This is a genomic window from Micromonospora chokoriensis (assembly GCF_900091505.1).
In the GTDB taxonomy this organism is placed as follows: Bacteria; Actinomycetota; Actinomycetes; order Mycobacteriales; family Micromonosporaceae; genus Micromonospora; species Micromonospora chokoriensis.
Map to the genome: position 1 here is coordinate 192,121 of NZ_LT607409.1, position 16,739 is coordinate 208,859.

Consider the following 16,739-nt stretch of genomic DNA (forward strand, 5'->3'; position numbering starts at 1 on the left):
GACGCAGGCACGAACACGGATCAGGGCGTCGGCGGCGGGCAGAGCAGCGGGTCCAGCAACGGCAGTTGCAGCGGATCCAGGCAGACCGCCAGCAAAGAGTTCGGCGAAGGCGTCGCAGTGGGTGTCGGAGTCGGGGAGGTCGACGCGACGGGCGGCGTCGGGACGGCTGACGTGGACGGTTCCGTGGTGGGCCCAGGGGTCGGCACCGAGGTGGGCGACACAGCAGGGACGGCCGACGGGGTAACGGCTGGCGCTACCGCCACCGTAACGGCAGGCGACACCACTCTGGAGATAGCTGCCGCAGTCGACGGCCGGACAGCCGGGGCCTGCGGCGGGCTCCAGACGGCACTGTCGGCTGATCCGACCCGCGACCGGGGTGCCACCGGTCCGACGGGAACGGTCGGAACGAGGACGACCCCGGCCCTCGGCACGTCCAGGGCAATGGTCTGCGCCTGCGGCACGGGCTCGGATGCCAACAGGTGCGGATTCGGGCCGAGCGCGCCGGGGCCGACCGTCGCGAACACCACAGCCGCGATGGCGGCGGCACCGAGCGCCCGCCGGTCGGGGCGTACCGCGGTCAGGGGCGCGTCGTCGGGATCCGCCGGCATGACAGGGGCAGGCCGGGCCGCCCGGTGTGCGGCGAGCAGCGCGTCGACCTGCGTCAGGACGGCAGCGCGATCCGTAGCGACAGCGAGCGTGAGGTAGAAGCGGAAGTTCACCACGGCGCTGGCGGGGACGAGCAGCCCGGCGAGTCGACTGTGGTCGGGCAGCAGGGTGAACGGGGTGTCGGGGTGGTGGGCGGGGCCGACCAGGTTCGCGTACCGCCACTCGCGCCGGTGCTCACGCCCGCCGAAGGCGACCCGGTGGCTGGTCACGACGGCCATACCGGTGTCGACGGCCCGCAGGCCCGGCGGCAGGGCCTCGGACCAGGCTTCGGCGAAGGAGCAGGAGCCGCCCGGGGTGGGTAGGCCGGGGACGTGCCGCGCCTCGGCCTCGACCAGCGTGGCGACGGGAAGGACGCGGAAGACGAGTTCGTCGTCGGCGAGGTCCACCGGAAGGCCGGTGCGGGGCTGCGTACACCCGAGGAAGCTGGCGGCTTCGACGCGGAGCCGGGCCAGGTGGTCGTCGCGGCGTCGCCAGGCGTCGGTGGCGTCGCGGTATGCGCGCTGCCGGCGCTCGTTCTCGCGCTCGGCCCAGGCGATCCGCCAGGGGACGCAGGCCACAGAGGTCACGGTCACATGCGTTACAACCGCTCACGTACGTGACAGGCAACGCGACCGGGATCGATGTATCCCGTTGCGCCCGAAAGGAGAGAATTGCAGGTGATCAGCCGGCGCGGCGGCGGTCGGTCATCGGGTCGCGGGCCGGGAACCGCGACTGGGCCCTCGGCGGGTACGCCTCGCAGTGCTCCGCCCAGTGTTCGGCGGCGGTGGCGAGGGCGTCCGCGGAGACGGTGAGGATCAGCGGGTAGATGGCGCTGGAGGGGCGGCGCATCCACGGCGGCAGTGACTCGGCGGAGAACTCAACGACGAGTTCCAGCCGGCGGCGGCGGAGCACGCGGGTGCGTAGGGCCAGGTTGGGTTCGGTGAAACGGACCAGCGCCGGTGGCGCGCTCAGCCCGAGGGCGGCGGTGGCCTGCCCGTGCAGCCAGCCGCCGAGCGCGCGGGCCTCCTCGACCATCAGGCTCGGATAGTGGTGGGACCAGGTCTGACCGTCGGAGGTGCGGGCGTCCACCTCGATGAGCAGCCAGTCGTGCCAGCCGGGCGTGGCCCCTTCGAGGTCGTCGGGCGGGTCGATGCCGGGCTGGTAGCCGACGGGGCGTATCCGCACCCGGGCACCATCGTCAGACCGGATCTCCACTCGATCATTCTGGCCGACCGAAGGGGATGCCGGATGACAAACAGGTCATTTCGCGACGGTCCGCCGCACGCCCTGGTGGTCCGCGCAGGCCTTGGGCTGACCGCCGGCCAGGCTGACCGAACCGTCGCGGCACTGCACCAGGTATCCCCGACCCGCCCAGAACTGGGGTACGCAGTCGAACCAGTCGCACACCTCGGCTGCCGGCTTGCGGATCCGCGTGCCGCCGCAGAAGTCGTACCCCAGCGGGTTCTCCGGCGCCCCGCAGCGCGGCCCCCGGGGGGTGGTGCTGGGCGACGGGCGCGTCGACGTCGTCGGCTTCGGCGACGGGGGTTTGAGCGCGAGCCCCGGAGTCGCCGGGCGCTTCGGTGACGGCGTTCCGCTGGCCGTGGGCGCGGGGGTGGCGGCGACGGCCACCTCCGCCGGGTCGGACGGGTCCGACTCGATCAGCGCGGCCGGCACCAGCAGCGCGATGGCCGCCGCCACCGCGAGGGTCCGCCGACCGCCGGGCACGAACGACGACAGCCGGGCCTGCCCGGGAGTGGCCGCCGCCGGGCGGAACGGCTTGAGCTGGGCGTGCTCGGCGATCAGCTCGTCGAGCTGGGCGAGCACCGCCGCGCGTTGTTCGATCGCGTCGGCGAAGGCCAGGGTCAGCTTGAACCGGAAGTCCGCCGCGGCGTCGACGGGCAACAGCAACCCGGAGGTGTGCCGCCGGTCGAGCACCTGGATCAGGGTGACCGGCGCCGCCGGGTCGTGGGCCAGGCCGGTCATCCGGCCGTACGCCCAGTCGCGCCGGCCGCGTCCGCCGAGCAGCACCAGTCGACGGCTGGTGATCACGGCCGTGCCGGCGTCGGTGACGCGTACGCCGTCGGGGCGGCGCGGGCGCAGCGGCCCGGCCGGTCGGGCGATCGTGAGATCCGGCGCGGGAAGGACCGTGGTGTGGCGTACCTCGATCAGTTGCGCGGCGGGCAGCACCCAGAGCACCACCTCGTCGACAGCCAACTCCAGGGGCAGGCCGGCACCGGCCGCCGCCGAGCCCTGGAAGTCGGCGGCCAGGGCGCGTAGTCGCCGTAACTCGTCGGCGCGGCGGCGCCATGCCGCCTCGGCACCGCGGTACGTGCTGACCCGCCGCACGTTCTGCCGGTGCGCCCACCGGTAGCGCCATGTGGAACCCGTCGAATCAGTTTTTGCCACGCCGACTCCTTCGCCGCGCAGACCACCAATCTGGGTTGTCACGGGGTCTAACGGGAGCGGAGCGGCACTCGGACACGTTGAAACAGGCAAAATATCCGATCGGCGGAGCATCCGGCACGATAGGGCGATACTGGTTGCCGGCGTTCACGTTCTCCGAGGGGGTGACGGTCGTGCCGCCAGTCACCGTGCCGAAGGTCGTGATCGGCGTGGACATCGGCACCACCAGCACCAAGGCCGTGGCGTACGACACCCACGGGAAGCAGCTGGGCAGCCACTCGCTCGGCTACCCGCTGGACAACCCGCTACCCGGCTACGCCGAGCAGGACCCGCGACTCATCCTCGACGCGGTGCTCAGGTCGATCAGCATCGTCGTGGCCGAGCTGGTCCAGCCGGTGGCCGGGCTGTCGTTCAGCTCGGCCATGCACAGCCTGATCGGGCTGGATTCGGACGGCAACCCGATCACCCCGTCGGTGACCTGGGCCGACTCACGCTCGACGCGGCAGGCCGAGCGGTTGCGGGCGGTGCCGTCCGGGTTGGCCCTGCACCGGCGCACCGGCACGCCCATGCACCCGATGTCACCGCTGCCCAAGCTGCTCTGGTTCGCCGAGCAGGAGCCGAAGCTCTTCGAGAAGGTCACGCACTGGGTGGGCATCAAGGACTGGGTGCTGCTGCGACTCTGCGGCACGCTGGTCACCGACCACTCGATCGCGTCGGCCACCGGCCTGCTGGACATCCACAGGTTGGAGTGGGACAGCGAGGCGCTGAGCATCGCCGGCATCACCGCTGACAAACTCCCCCGACTGGTCGCCACCACCGCCGTGCTGCCCGACCTCACGCCACAGGCCGCTTCCGAGACCGGCCTGCCGCAGCGCACGCCGGTGGTGGTCGGCGCCGGCGACGGGCCGCTGGCCAACCTGGGTCTGGGCGCGGTGCACCCCGGCATGGTGGCCTGCTCGATCGGCACCAGCGGCGCGATGCGGGTGATGGTCGAGCGACCCGGCGTGGACCCGCTCGGTGGGGTGTTCTGCTACGCGCTGACCGAGCAACGCTGGGCGGTCGGAGGTGCCATCAACAACGGCGGCATCGTGCTCAAGTGGGCCGGCGCGGCGCTCGCCCCGGATCTGGGCGAGCACTCCGAGGAGGACCTGGTGGCCCTCGCCGCCCGCGCGCCGGCCGGTTCGGGCGGGCTCATCATGCTGCCGTACCTGCACAGCGAACGGGCACCACACTGGAGCGCCCTGCCGCGCGGCGCGTACGTGGGGCTGACCCACGGGCACCGCCGTGAACATCTGGTCCGCGCCGCCCTGGAGGGGGTCTGCCAGCAGCTCGCGTTGGTGCTCAGCTCGGTGCGGGCCGCCGGCAACGAGGTCCGGGAGATCCGGGCCGGTGGTGGGTTCGCCCGCAGCGGCCTGTGGCGGCAGATGCTCGCCGATGTGCTCGGCATGCCGGTGAGCTTCCCGGCGGCACACGAGGGGTCGAGCTTCGGGGCGGCGCTGCTCGGGATGGAGGCGCTCGGGCTGATCTCCAGCATCGACGTCGCCGTCGACCTGGTGCGGATCGAGGAGACCATCCGCCCCGACCCGGCCGCCTCCGCCACCTACGCGTCGCTGCTGCCGCTCTTCGCCGAGCTGTACGACGCCCTGGTGCCCGCCTTCACCTCGATCCGCCGGATGGCGCCCGGCCTGCCCGCCGAACCCGAACCGTCGGACGGGAAGCCGAGGTGAGGTCGGGGAGGTGTCACCACTGACACTGATTCCGCTGTGGCATCGTGATTCCGCTGTGGCATCACGCTCGCGGGGACATCGCCGCCCGGACGGATGACACCCCGTCCCAGCGACCCCACCCGCCCCCGCGGGTTCATATCGTGCGAACGTGAGAAAAAGCGACACGGGCAGCGAGGGCACCCTTGAGGTGATCCCCCGGCACCGCCCGCCGGTGGAGTTGAGGCGACGAGACGGTCCGCCGGATCGCCCGCACCGTCTACGACTTCCTGGTCACCCCCGTCAAGGGGGCGGTCGAGGAATGAGCCGGCGTCACGCGCCGGGAATGTTCGCCGGCGGGTCCTCACCCACCAGGTCGGCGGCCGGCGGGTCCGCCGACACCGCCAGCCCGAAGTCCGAGTACGTCAGGTCGAGCTGGGCGGTCTGCGACTCCTTGCTCGCCAACTCGATGCGGTAGCGGACCAGGCGCCCCTGCTCGTCGACGGCAGCGGTGAACGGCACCGCCGCCGCCCGGTCACCGAGCACCTTGCCGATCCCTTCGCCCAGCACCGCGCTGCTCTGGCGCAGGTCCAGAGTCCCGGCGTACTCCCGAGCGGCGGTCTGCCGCACGCCGCTCGCCGTGCTGAGCGTGCCGGCCAGCCTGGTGTTGTCCAGGCCCTGCTTGGCAGGGGGTGAACCCGGAGCGCTGATGTGCCACCAGGTCTTGCCGTCCCACACCGGCACACGCCGGTCCGGGGCGGTGACCCGCACGTAGACGTCCGGCCCGGTGGTGAGCCGTTCGATCTTCACCTCACCGGTGGGCACCTTCAGGGAGGTGGTCTCCAGACCACGCTTCGCCCCCGGGTCCCAGAGCACCACGGTGCCGTCCGCGCCCGCCGTTCCGCCGCTGCTCAACGTCAGCTTGTAGGTCTGCTGGTCGACCTTCCCGGCGGCAGCCTTGAGCACACCGACCGGGTCGGTCGGACCCGCCGACGCCACCGGACGCCCCGCGTCGGGCTCGTCCCCGGTGGCCCCACATGCCGAAACCCCGGCGGCCACGGCCACCGCGAGGACGGCACCAGCGGCGATCAGCTTCGGCTTCTGCACTGTCATCTCCCCCGGGGCGGCGCGGTCCGGCCAGACTAGCCGGACCGCCCTCCGCTGTGCTCCGGGTCGGCCGATCAGGCGCGGCTGATCGCGTTGGCGTGGATCGCCTCGTTCAGGTACGCGGCCAACCCCGGGGCGATGTTCTCGTAGTGCGCGGTGAACCGCTCGTCGGCCAGGTACATGTCGGCCAGCCCGGTGTGGATCTCATACGAGCACTCGTAGAACCAGCGGCTGATGAGCTGCCGGTGCTCCTCGGCCAGGTCCATCGCCTCCGGGCTGTCCGCCGGTGCGCCCGAGGCCAGCAGCGCGACGATCCGTCGGCCCCAGTCCTCGTTCTCCGCCTTGTTCCGCAGCCAGTCTTCCTTGGTGTAGCGGGCGACCCGCCGGTTCGACTCCCGGTACGCGTCGGTGTCGCCCCAGCGCTGCTCCGCCTCGGCCTCGTACTTCTCCGGCGTGAAGTCACCGAAGACCTCGAACCGCTCCTCGGGAGTGAGTTGGATATTCAACTTGCTCGCCTCCATCGCGAACTCGATCGCCGTGACCATCTCCTGCAACCGCTTGATCCGTACCGTCAGCAGCTCGTGCTGCCGGCGCAGGTGCGCGGCCGGGTCGGCCGCCGGGTCGTCGATGATCGCGGTGATCTCCTCAAGCGGGAAACCCAGCTCCCGGTAGTACAGGACGAGGTGCAGCCGTTGCAGGTCCGCGTCGTCGTAGCGGCGGTAACCGGCCGAGGTCCGCCCGCTCGGCGAGAGCAGCCCGACCTCGTCGTAGTGGTGCAACGTCCGGACCGTCACGCCGGCCAGCTTCGCCACCTGACCCACCGTGTACGCCATGGTTCCCCTCCCTTCCGGGAACCAGGCTGCCGCCTGCCGCTACGTCAGGGTCAAGCTCGATTCTGACCCACCATCGCGGGGCCGTCCGGCCGCCCGTACAGATAGCCCTGACCGCGCGGGCAGCCGATCGCGGCGACCGCCTCGTGCTGGCGTTCGGTCTCCACCCCCTCGGCGACCACCGCCAGGTCGAACGCGCCGGCCAGTCGGGTGACCATCTCCACCGTGGCGTACGCCCTGTCGTCCGACCCCAGCCGGGACACGAACGAACGGTCGATCTTCAGCTCGGTGGCCGGGATGCGGTGCAGGTAGCTCAGCGACGAGTAGCCGGTGCCGAAGTCGTCGATCGCGATCTTGATGCCCAGCTCGCGGAGCTGGTGCAGCCGTTCCAACACCGTCTCGGTGCCCTCGATCAACGCCGACTCGGTCAACTCCAGGGTCAACGCCCGCGGAGCCAGCCCGGCGGCGCTGACCGCCGAGGTGACAGTGGCGATCAGATCCGGGCGACGCAGGTGCGCCGCCGCGATGTTCACCGCGACGGTCGCCTCCGGCGCACGGCCCCGCCAGGTGGCGGCGGCCCGGCACGCCTCGTGGATCACCCACCTGTCGATCGGCAGGATCAACCCGGTCTCCTCGGCCAACGGCAGGAACTTCGACGGCGGCAGCATCCCCAGGCGGGGATGCCGCCACCGCACCAACGCCTCGGCGCTGCGGACCGCGCCCGTGCCCAGGTCGACGATCGGTTGGAACTCCAGGTGCAGCTGGTCCTCGTCCACCACCCGGCGCAGGTCGGCGATCAGCTCGGCGCGGGACACGGCCGACTCGCGCAGCGCCGGGGTGCACGTCCGGTACGCGGACTTCCCGGCCGCCTTCGCCGCGTACATGGCGATGTCGGCGTCGCGCAGCAGGTCGGTGTGGGAGGCGTGCTGCGGACCGAACTCCGCGATGCCGATGCTCGCGGACGGGTGCACCCCGACGTCCTCCTCGTCGTCGGAGGGCCGCAGCGCGTCCAGCAGCCGTTCGGCGAGGCGCTCCGGTGGGACCGGACGGTCGCCGTCGACCAGCACGGCGAACTCGTCTCCGCCCAGCCGGGCGATCGTCCCGTCGCCGTCGACGGCATCCCGCATCCGGGCCGCCAACCCGGTCAACAGGGTGTCCCCGGTGGCGTGCCCGAACCGGTCGTTGACCTGCTTGAACCCGTCCAGGTCGAGCAGCAGCACGGCCACCGGCCGGTCGTCGCGCAGGGCCAGGCGCAGCCGCCTGTTGAACAGCAGCCGGTTGGGCAGCCCGGTGAGCTGGTCGCCGTACGCGAGGCGGCGCAGCCGGGCCACCAGCCGCAGGTTCTCGTTGGCGGCCAACCCCTGCCGTACGGCCAGCGCCGCCAGCAGCACCATCATCGTCACGAAGACCAGGTGGGGGGTCTGCCCGGTGGGCCGACGGGCCAACACCACCGCGATGATCGCCCCGCCCACCGGCAGGTACGGCAACGCCGCGCGCCACCAGGGCGGCAGGGGTGCCTCGGCGGTGTCGTCGGTGCCGTCGCAGTCCGGCGGCGGTGGCTTCCGGGTGGCCAGGCCGATCAGCAGGTAGCTCAGCGGCCAGCACAGGTCGATCGGGTGACCGGCGGCGTAGTCGGCGCGGGCGACCAGCGACACGTAGACGACGTCGGCGACGACCCGCAGGGCGAGGCTCCCCGCGAGCAGGCTCATCGGCTGCCACATCGGCCGGGCCGGGCCGGACACCGCGACCAGGATGGTGAGCTGCATCAGGTCGAACATCGGGTAGAGCAGCCCCATCGTGCGCGCCGTGTCGGCCAACTCGGCGGCGGCCACCCCCTGGTAGACCAGCACCCAGGCGATCGGCACCAGGGCCAGGGCGACGATGATCCCGTCCAAGAGGGTGCGGGCCCGCCCCACTGCCGAGCGGGGCGCCGACGGTGAGCTGAGCAGCGCGGCCGTACCGGTGAGGATGCCGGCGGTGAAGACCACCCCGACGATCGGCGTGTGCGGCAGGTCGCCGCCGACGAGCCGCTGCACCGTCCAGATCGCCCGGCCCACGGCGGCTAACGCCATGGTGACGGCGAGCAGAGCCCAGAACCTGCGCAGCGGCGCCGGATGCCGACGGGCCACCCCGATGCACGCGAGCGTCGCCCAACCGGCGACCACCATCGCGCCCAGGTCGCTGACGAGCGCGGCACCCGGCAGGGCGGCGACCAGCCAGGCCGCCTCCACGACCAGAACCGCGCCGGCGACGAGCAGGCCGACACGGCCCGCCCTGGACGTCGCCGGAGCCCGCCGGTCGGCGGGGTCGGGACGCGTGGGCGGTGCCGACGCGGTCGACACCACGACGGCCTGGCTCACGTCCTGCGGTGACACGGCGAACGCTTCGGCTCTCTCTCGTGGTGCACCCTCGACGCTGAGGACCGGTCCCGGCAAACCTCGCAAAGCCTAGCCAGCACCCGGATGACCCGCCAGAGCCGAACGGCAGGCCTGTCGATGACGAACGGTGCGGACCACCCGTCACCGGGTGGTCCGCACCGTCACCACGGTTCGACTGTCAGCGCCTCACCATCGGCGGGTGCTGTCCGGCCACGAGTCGTACGGGCGGGCCGACAGGATCGGGTCCCAACCCGTGCTGTTGACGTTTGCGAGATGGGGCTTGATGTCGCTGCCGTTGCCGTCGAACGGGCTGGCATCCAGGTAGGTGAAGACCTGACCGGAGGCCACTCGCTTGTGGTAGAGACCCCCACCTGGGGAGAAGAGCGAGGTCGTGTCGGCCCAGCCGCTCGCGCCGATCTCTGCGGCGGTCCAGGTGCCAGCCGCGTCGATGAGATACATCAGCAGCTTGCCAGTGCTTGTCGTACCGAGGATCCGACCAGGCCCGGGCGCGGCGAGGGAGGTCAAAGTGAAGTTGCCAGTGATCGTCTTCGCGTTGGTGATGTCGGCGTAGACGGGCTTCGGCTTGGTCACCGTGTAGCGGCGCAGCGTCGCGCTGTTGGCGATGCCGTAGAGCGAACCGTTGCCGTCGTACGCGAGCCGGTCGTGCGTCCACCCGCCAGAGAGCGGACCGGTCTTGTCGAAGGTGAGCGGGTCGCTGCCGGTGATGTCCACCCGGTAGAGCTGCCCGTCGGTACTGGTAACGAGGAGCGTGTCCGCATTGAGGACCGCCATCGCCTTCGGGCTGAAGCCGAGAGTCCCAGCCGACAGGATGGTGCGTCGGCTGCCGGTTACCGGATCGACGGCCGTGTACGAGAGGCGTCCGTCCGGGCGGGTGCCGAAGACCGACACAACCCCCACCCAGGGGCGCGCGGAGACCTGCTGGTGGTAGCGCCACCGGCCCCGGATCGAGTCGGTCCCGATGACGGTGATGTCGGCGCTCTCGCCGTCGAACGGGTTGGCGTCCCGGTAGCGGGTCAGGCCGTCGATGGGGTCGAAGGTGAGGTAGAGGCCGCCACCGGGAGACACGAGGCTGCCCGACCCGCCCCAGCCGCTGGTGTAGAGGTCCGACCGACTCCATGAGTTGACGCCGTTGATCTTGTAGGAGATCAGGTAGCCGGCGGAGGTGGTGCCTAGGATCCGGCCGGGGCCCGGCGAGGTGAGTTCCGTCAAGCTGAACCCGCTGCCGACTGTGGTGTAAGCCGTGAGGTTCTCCTTGACCGGCTTCGAGCTGGTCACCGTGTACCGGCGCAGGGTCGAGCCGGCGAAGATGCCGTACAACGAGCCATATCCGTCGTAGACCAACTTGTCGTGAGTCCAGCCGGTGTCGATCGGCGTCACGGCGTAGGTGAACGGCGACATGCTGGTCACGTCCACCCGGTACAGCTGCCCGGCGCCGTCGTTCATGAGGATGGTGTCGGCGTTCAGCGTCGCCATGGCTTTGGGACTGAAGGGAAGCGGTTCGGCGGCGGTACGCGTGGCCCGTACACCGCCGGTGGCCGAGTCGATGGCGTGATAGGTCAGCCGTAGCACGAACGTGCCCGGCTCCAGCACAACGCCGAAGACCTGCACGTCGGTAAGCTGCTCACGGAACCAGGCACCAATGTCGTCGACGCGGGTCGCGGTGGCTCCGTCGCGGGTCTCGGTCTCAGTCAGGCAGCCCTTCTGCCACGAGGTGCTCGCGATGGCGACCAACTCGACGGTGCCCGCATTGTCGCGGAATGCCGGCCCGCCGGCGTCACCCTTGCAGAGGGTAGCGCCAGCGGAGGCGCCGAGCAGGCCGACCGAGCCGGCAGTGACGTCCTGGACGGCGAAGGCGCCCTGGTGTAGCCGGTCGGGGACCCACTCGGTGGCGGTCCGGCCGTAGCCGGTCACGGTGAGCGTCTCGGTGGGAGCCGGCGCGGTGGTGGCCAGCGTGACAGGCGGTACGTCCGTTACCGGCGCAGAGAGGCGGGCCAGCACGAGATCGCGGTCCGGATGCGGCGCAACCGAGGCTATCCCCCGCTGCTGGCCGGCGGTGCTGGTGAGGTCGGTGCGGCCGACCAGCACAGTGCTCGGCCGGCTGGGCGGACCTGCGGCGACGGATGCGGTGCCGTCGGCGAAACAGCTCTTCGCCGTCACCACCCAATTCGGGTCGACGAGCGCGCCGGAGCAGGCACGCAGGTCACCAAAGGTGACCTTCGCACTGAAGCGGTAGCTGCCGTCGGGAACCACCTGCGCACCGGCGACGGCTTGGGCGGAGGCTCCGCCCAACAGTCCGGCCGCGATCGTAGCGCCGAGAAGGGCGGCGCCCCACCGGCGTGAGCGTTGTGCTGACACGTTATCCCCCGTCTGAATCGATCGCCCTCCCGGCAGACGCCGGTTCGATCGACGTGAATGCTATCCGCCGAAACGAAGGGGAACCGACCCAACGCCCAGAGCGAGAATTTCATCCCAAAGCGACAGCAGGCGGGCGACCGGAGGCCCCCTCCAACCTGGACGGTCTGGGGATTCAGCTCCGCTCTTTCAAGGGTTCAGGCGAGCGCCACCACCCCGGCCAGCGCCCGGGGGAGGGCATTTCCTTGTCTGAACGAGGGCCCCAACCTAGACAGCGCCGGTACACAGCGGTGTGACGAGGTCGACGTTCAGGATGGGGTCAGCGGCCGGCGGAACGGTTCCAGGGTGAGCGGGGCAGAGTGGTGCCGGCCAGCGGGCGGCGCGCCCGACGGCGCTTGCGCCGCCCGGGGGTGCAGGGCGGACGGGCCACAGTGTGCACGACCACGTCGACCGGGGGCGTCGGTCGACCGATCAGCCAGCAGAGGAAGCGTTCCATCGACGGATCAGCCGACCGGGAGGCGCCGGGCATCGGCCTTGGCGATCTCGTACTCGGCACCGCAGAACGTGCACTGCTGCGCGTACCGGGTGCGGACGGGGATGAGCGGAACGAAGAAGAGGGTGAATTTCGTCGCCCGTCGGGTGATCACCTGCGCGGCGTGGTTGCCGCAGTGTCGGCACACCTGCTGCACGACACCGGACCGGTCGACCTTGGTACGTAGACCAAAGATGAAGAACATCGCCCGGCAGTACCCACTCGAACCCGAGAATTCACCGAATCCCACCCCCTCCTTCATCGGACCGCGGAGGAGGTATAGGAGGTGGTCGTTCGCTACGCCGTCGCCCTCGGTGGCCGACTGCACCAGGCGATCTACTTCGACGACGGCGACATCGCCGCCATCGCGTGAGATCGCGAGATCCGCGCAAGTACGGGGAAACTGCTGTCTCCGCGCGGCTGGAGGCAGCAGTTTCCCCGATGTTGCTCGGATCTCGGGCCATCGAGCACGATCAAGCAGGCTCAGTAGTTCGGCTGGGGCTCCAGGCCGGGGATCTCGGCGGCGAGCCAGATCGGCTGCCAGTCGGGCACCTCGTGGAAGCGGCGCAGCTCGTACAGCCCGGCGACCGACCCGCTCCAGGCCCCGTACGGGGGGTTGGTCTCGTCGAAGCCGCTCTGCACGAAGGTCAGCGTGGTCCGGCCGTCGGATTCGGCCAGCTCCCAGTTCGTGACGCCGGTCGGCCCCCAGTCGACGGACATCCGCCGGCCGGGCTCCAGGTCGACGATCTTGGCCGCGTAGCCGGTCTCGAAGCCGCCCATGGCGTACCGGCCGCCGACCCAGGGCTCGATCCCGATCGGGTAACCGAACCAGGCGGTGGCCTGCTCCGAGTCGGTCAGCGACTCCCACACCTTGTCGGCGGGGGCGGCGATGACCAGCTCACCGCGCAGGTCGGCGGAGGTGAAGTCGGTGCGGGGCAGCAGCGGCTTGCCCTCCAGGTGGGCGGCCAGGTTGGCGATGGCCAGCGACCAGTACGTCTGGAGCACGCCCCGGATGCTGGAGCCGCTCATCGCCTCGGCGAAGTCGAAGTGGCTCTGGGTCAGCGTCAGCACGGTGCTGTCGGCGCCCTCGGCGGTCAACTGGAACTCGGTGGTGGTCTCCACCCCGTCGAGCAGCCAGCCGAAGCGCAGCGTGTCGTCGTCGGCGTGCAGCAGCCGCTGATGCGGGGCGTCGCCCTCGGGCGTGTAGCGGCCCCAGAACTCGTACCGCTGGGGCAGCTCGACCTCGGCGTGCTCGGCCAGCCACTGCCGCAGCTCGGCCGGGTCGGTGAGGGCCTCGCGGACGCGCCCGACGGGCGCGGAGAGACGGGCCTTGAGCGTCATCGGCTCACTCATTGTCGTTCCCTTTCGGATAGCAGGCGACGGCCAGCTTGAAGGCATCTCCCTCGCTGCCGCCGTAGCGGGTGAACAGGTCCTGAAGTGCGGCTTGCAGGTCGTGCAGGAACTGCGGGCGGAGCTCGGCCGGCACCCGGATCTCGCCGGAGACGCCGATCGAGGGCAGCTCGGGTGCGGCCCGGTCCAGGGCCGCGACGTCGGCCTGGACCTCCTCCATCAGGTCCAGCAGGTAGCCCAGGCTCAGCTCGTCGCGGGCCCGACGCAGCCCGATCCGGCCGACGAGCCGTGGGGACAGCCAGTAGGACCGGGCGGCGGCCTGGTAGATGCCCTCGGTGATCCCGCGGACCTTGCGCTCGTTGACCAGCTCGACCAGGCCGGCCGCGACGAGCTGCTTGACGTGGTAATAGACGCGCTGTGGCGTCTGGTCGAGTCGGGCCGCGACCTCGGTGCAGGTGCGCGGTTCGGCCAGTTGCCGCAGCACCTCGACGCGTTGCGGCTTGAGCAGGACTTCGGCCTGCTCGATCTGCTCCAGGTACAGGACATCTCTCATGGCAAAATCAGTTTGTACGTACAAAACTTGTTTGTCAATCGCTTCGGGAAAAGCCGCGCCGACGTTCTCGACGCGGCTTCCCGCGGCACTCAGCGGATGGTCAGGGCAACCAGTCGGGTCGCAGCGGGTAGCCGTTCACCCCGTCCGGGCCGTTGTGCGTGGCCAGCACCTGGTGCAGCTGGATGCCGTTGCGCTCGAACGCCATCCGCGACCCGGCCATGTACAGCCCCCACACCCGAGCGGTGCCCGCGCCCACCTCGGACACGCAGAAGTCCCAGTGCTCAACCAGGTTGCGACACCAGGCGGCCAGCGTCAGCGCGTAGTGCTGGCGCAGGTTCTCCTCGTGGTGCACCTCGAACCCGGCGTCGTGGATCTCGCTGACCAGCCGACCCGGGCCGGCCAACTCACCGTCCGGGAAGACGTACCTGTCGATGAACGCGCCCGAGCGGTGCGGCGCCCGGTTGTCCGCGCGGGTGATGCAGTGGTTGAGCAGCCGCCCACCCTGCCGCAGCCGACTGCGCAGCGCCCCGAAGTAGCTCGGGTAGTTGCGCACCCCGATGTGCTCGGTCAACCCGATCGACGAGACAGCGTCGAACTGCTCCGCCGGCGCGTCCCGGTAGTCCATGTGCCGCACCTCGGCCAGCCCGGTCAACCCCTCCCGCTCGATCGCCGCCTGCGCCCACTGCGCCTGCTCCTTCGACAGGGTCACCCCGAGCGCCTTGACGCCGTACTCGCGCGCGGCGTGCCGCACCATGCCACCCCAGCCGCAGCCCACATCCAGCAGCCGCATCCCCTTCTTCAACGCCAGCTTGCCGGCGACCAGGTCATACTTCGCCGCCTGGGCCTGCTCCAACGTGTCGTCCGGGGAACGGAAAACCGCGCAGGTGTACGTCATCGACGGGCCGAGCACCTTCTCGTAGAAGGCGTTGGAGACGTCGTAGTGGTGCGAGATCGCCGTGCTGTCGCGAACCCGGGAGTGCCGTAGTCCGTTCATCACCCGCTTCCACCGTGGCTGCGCCTCCTGCGGCGGCGCCGGCGGCGGCATCAGCCGCTCCCACCCCAGCGCACGGACCAACGTCAGCCCCTCGGTCAGCGACGGTGGGCGCAACCGCAGCTCGTCCTTGAGCACCCGCAACGCCTCGTACGGGTCGCCCGGATGCACCCCCTGCAACGCCAGGTCGCCACTGACGTAGGCCCGGGCCATGCCCAGGTCGCCAGGGGCAGTGAGCAGGTACGACAGGCCACGCTCGGAACGGATCGCCAGGGTGATGCCGGCGTCGGACGGGCCGACGGCGCTGCCGTCGTACCCCGTGATCCGCACCGGCAGCGGTCCCGTGGTGACCGCACGGACGATGTCCGCGACGGTCGGACCCGTGTGCCGGCCCCCCGCCGGCGGGGTGGCGGGAACGCTCGCCGCCCCTTGATCTCTGTCGGTCAGGCTCATGCTCGTGCTACCGCCTTTTCGTACAGTCCCGTCAGCCGGTGGTCCGGGTCGTAGCGGTCTTTCACCGCCCGCCACGTGTCGCCGCCGTACAGGCGGTCGAAGGCGTCCCGGTCGTAGTACGCGTCCGAGTAGAGCGACTTGTGCCCGCCCGACTCCGACACCCTGCGTTCGATCGTGCGGTTGACGTCGCCGTCGGCGGCGCCCGGCGCGATCGGCACGCTCCCCCAGAACCCGATGTTGACGTAGTCGTGCCCCGGCCGGAGTGGATACAGCGGCCAGGACCGCGCCGAACCGGGCCCCGCCGGCTCACGCAGTCGCAGCGGACACAGCCACACCGGGTTCATCCCCACTGTGCTGGCGAACCAGCGCAGGAAGTCCGCCGTCTCGTTCAACGGGATCTCCACGTCCTGCACGACCCGCTCCCGGGCCGGCTGGCCGCGCAGCCGGTCGATCCGGGCCGCCACCTGGTGTCGGTGTTCGAGTCGCACGAGCCGGTGGTAGAAGTCGCTGCGCCGGTAACGGGCCGGCCAGAGCCGACGGACGACCGGGTGCTGCGCCCCGAACGCCGCCGAGCACCAGAACCAGTCGGTGTCCCAGCGCCACAGGTAGTCGTACGCGGTGAGCACGTCACGGGTGCGCTGACGCAGCGACCGGTAGTAGATCGCCTGGCCGGTGTAGTCGCTGGGCGGGTCGGCGGCGTCGGTGAACGTGGCGAACACCAGGTACGCCTCGCCGGGGCTGAACATCACCCCGTCCATCGCGTCGACCGGCTCGCCGGCCCAGGATCGGGTCGCGGTCACCTCCGCTATCGCGTCGGTGAGTGCCTCCAGTCGGGTGAACCGGACGTTGCGCAGTGCCACGTACCGGCCGACCGGTTGCAGCTCGATGCGCAGCCGGGTGGCGTAGCCGAGGCTGCCCAGCGAGTTGGGGAACGCGGTGAACAGCTCCGCGTGCTCCCCGTCGGGTCGGGCGGTGACGATCTCGCCGGAGCCGGTGAGGACGTCCAACTCGCGGACCGACTCGTGCGGCAGGCCGTTGCGGAACGAGGTCGACTCGATCCCGAGGCCGGTGACCGCGCCGCCCAGCGTGATGGTGCGCAGCTGCGGCACCACCAGTGGCATCAGCCCGTGCGGCAGCGTCGCGTCGACCAGGTCCTCGTACGTGCACATGCCCTGCACGTCGGCGGTGCGGCCGGTCGGGTCGACCGACAGCACCCCGTTCAGGGCGCTCACGTCGAGGCCCGGGGTCCGGGGAGCGGACCGGGGGCGGAACAGGTTGGAGGTGCGTTTGGCCAGCCGGACAGGCTCGCCCGTGGGCACCGCGGCGTACGACCGCCGCAGCGTGTCCACCGCTTGATCATGGTCAATGGGGTGATCCACACGCTCAGCGCGCATGTGATCACCTTACGCTCACGTTTCGGA

General features: G+C 70.9%; 14 protein-coding genes and 1 pseudogene. 2 read left to right on the forward strand and 13 right to left on the reverse strand.

The window, feature by feature from the left end:
* Positions 1–20: 20 nt before the first annotated feature.
* From GA0070612_RS00905 to GA0070612_RS00915, 3 genes are all read right to left on the reverse strand, one after another.
* A complete protein-coding gene (locus GA0070612_RS00905; protein ID WP_157742391.1) occupies positions 21–1,232 on the reverse strand; it encodes a hypothetical protein in 1,212 nt (403 codons plus the stop codon).
* 94 nt (positions 1,233–1,326) lie between these two features.
* Entirely contained in the window at positions 1,327–1,860 is a 534-nt protein-coding gene (locus tag GA0070612_RS00910) for a WapI family immunity protein (protein ID WP_088986176.1), read from the reverse strand.
* Positions 1,861–1,905: 45 nt separating this feature from the next.
* A complete protein-coding gene (locus GA0070612_RS00915; RefSeq protein ID WP_088986177.1) occupies positions 1,906–3,051 on the reverse strand; it encodes a hypothetical protein in 1,146 nt (381 codons plus the stop codon).
* Positions 3,052–3,221: 170 nt separating this feature from the next.
* Here GA0070612_RS00915 and GA0070612_RS00920 point away from each other — a divergent pair, with 170 nt between their 5' ends.
* Entirely contained in the window at positions 3,222–4,775 is a 1,554-nt protein-coding gene (locus GA0070612_RS00920; RefSeq protein WP_088991182.1) for a gluconokinase, read from the forward strand.
* Positions 4,776–5,084: 309 nt separating this feature from the next.
* Here GA0070612_RS00920 and GA0070612_RS00925 read toward each other — a convergent pair whose 3' ends face one another.
* The 6 genes from GA0070612_RS00925 to GA0070612_RS00945 form a co-directional block, all read right to left on the reverse strand.
* On the reverse strand, positions 5,085–5,858 hold the full coding sequence (locus tag GA0070612_RS00925; RefSeq protein ID WP_088986178.1) for a hypothetical protein: 774 nt from the start codon (positions 5,856–5,858) through the stop codon (positions 5,085–5,087).
* A 74-nt stretch (positions 5,859–5,932) separates the two neighbouring features.
* Positions 5,933–6,691: a MerR family transcriptional regulator gene (locus tag GA0070612_RS00930; RefSeq protein WP_088986179.1), complete on the reverse strand. Its 759-nt coding sequence runs from the start codon at positions 6,689–6,691 to the stop codon at positions 5,933–5,935.
* Positions 6,692–6,741: 50 nt separating this feature from the next.
* Positions 6,742–9,063, reverse strand: a complete 2,322-nt coding sequence (locus GA0070612_RS00935) for a putative bifunctional diguanylate cyclase/phosphodiesterase (RefSeq protein ID WP_231924420.1) — start codon at positions 9,061–9,063, stop codon at positions 6,742–6,744.
* Positions 9,064–9,252: 189 nt separating this feature from the next.
* Entirely contained in the window at positions 9,253–11,442 is a 2,190-nt protein-coding gene (locus GA0070612_RS00940) for a trypsin-like serine protease (RefSeq protein ID WP_088986180.1), read from the reverse strand.
* A 316-nt stretch (positions 11,443–11,758) separates the two neighbouring features.
* Positions 11,759–11,935, reverse strand: a complete 177-nt coding sequence (locus GA0070612_RS31245) for a hypothetical protein (RefSeq protein WP_157742393.1) — start codon at positions 11,933–11,935, stop codon at positions 11,759–11,761.
* A 7-nt stretch (positions 11,936–11,942) separates the two neighbouring features.
* Positions 11,943–12,176: a zinc-ribbon domain-containing protein gene (locus tag GA0070612_RS00945; protein WP_088991184.1), complete on the reverse strand. Its 234-nt coding sequence runs from the start codon at positions 12,174–12,176 to the stop codon at positions 11,943–11,945.
* A gap of 78 nt (positions 12,177–12,254) precedes the next feature.
* Between GA0070612_RS00945 and GA0070612_RS31250 the strand changes: the two are divergent.
* A pseudogene (locus GA0070612_RS31250) lies at positions 12,255–12,344 on the forward strand (helix-turn-helix domain-containing protein); the annotation flags it as partial.
* Between the two features lie 110 nt (positions 12,345–12,454).
* Here GA0070612_RS31250 and GA0070612_RS00950 read toward each other — a convergent pair.
* From GA0070612_RS00950 to GA0070612_RS00965, 4 genes are all read right to left on the reverse strand, one after another.
* Entirely contained in the window at positions 12,455–13,324 is an 870-nt protein-coding gene (locus tag GA0070612_RS00950; protein ID WP_088986181.1) for an SRPBCC family protein, read from the reverse strand.
* The gene (locus tag GA0070612_RS00955; protein ID WP_088986182.1) at positions 13,317–13,874 is read right to left on the reverse strand and encodes a winged helix-turn-helix domain-containing protein; all 558 of its coding nucleotides are present in this window, start codon (positions 13,872–13,874) and stop codon (positions 13,317–13,319) included. Before GA0070612_RS00955 ends, GA0070612_RS00950 begins: the two co-directional genes overlap by 8 nt.
* A 100-nt stretch (positions 13,875–13,974) precedes the next feature.
* Positions 13,975–15,318, reverse strand: coding sequence for a class I SAM-dependent methyltransferase (locus GA0070612_RS00960; RefSeq protein ID WP_088986183.1), 1,344 nt, complete (start codon positions 15,316–15,318; stop codon positions 13,975–13,977).
* Positions 15,315–16,712: an FAD-binding oxidoreductase gene (locus GA0070612_RS00965; protein ID WP_088986184.1), complete on the reverse strand. Its 1,398-nt coding sequence runs from the start codon at positions 16,710–16,712 to the stop codon at positions 15,315–15,317. The genes GA0070612_RS00960 and GA0070612_RS00965 overlap by 4 nt, the downstream gene beginning before the upstream one ends.
* Positions 16,713–16,739 lie beyond the last annotated feature (27 nt).

Coding starts and splice junctions, on each gene's coding strand:
- GA0070612_RS00960 (WP_088986183.1), bottom strand. CDS start 15,318: ATGAGCCTGACCGACAGAGATCAAGGGGCGGCGAGCGTTCCCGCCACC.
- GA0070612_RS00950 (WP_088986181.1), bottom strand. CDS start 13,324: ATGAGTGAGCCGATGACGCTCAAGGCCCGTCTCTCCGCGCCCGTCGGG.
- GA0070612_RS00930 (WP_088986179.1), bottom strand. CDS start 6,691: ATGGCGTACACGGTGGGTCAGGTGGCGAAGCTGGCCGGCGTGACGGTC.
- GA0070612_RS00955 (WP_088986182.1), bottom strand. CDS start 13,874: ATGAGAGATGTCCTGTACCTGGAGCAGATCGAGCAGGCCGAAGTCCTG.
- GA0070612_RS31245 (WP_157742393.1), bottom strand. CDS start 11,935: ATGGAACGCTTCCTCTGCTGGCTGATCGGTCGACCGACGCCCCCGGTC.
- GA0070612_RS00945 (WP_088991184.1), bottom strand. CDS start 12,176: ATGTTCTTCATCTTTGGTCTACGTACCAAGGTCGACCGGTCCGGTGTC.
- GA0070612_RS00965 (WP_088986184.1), bottom strand. CDS start 16,712: ATGCGCGCTGAGCGTGTGGATCACCCCATTGACCATGATCAAGCGGTG.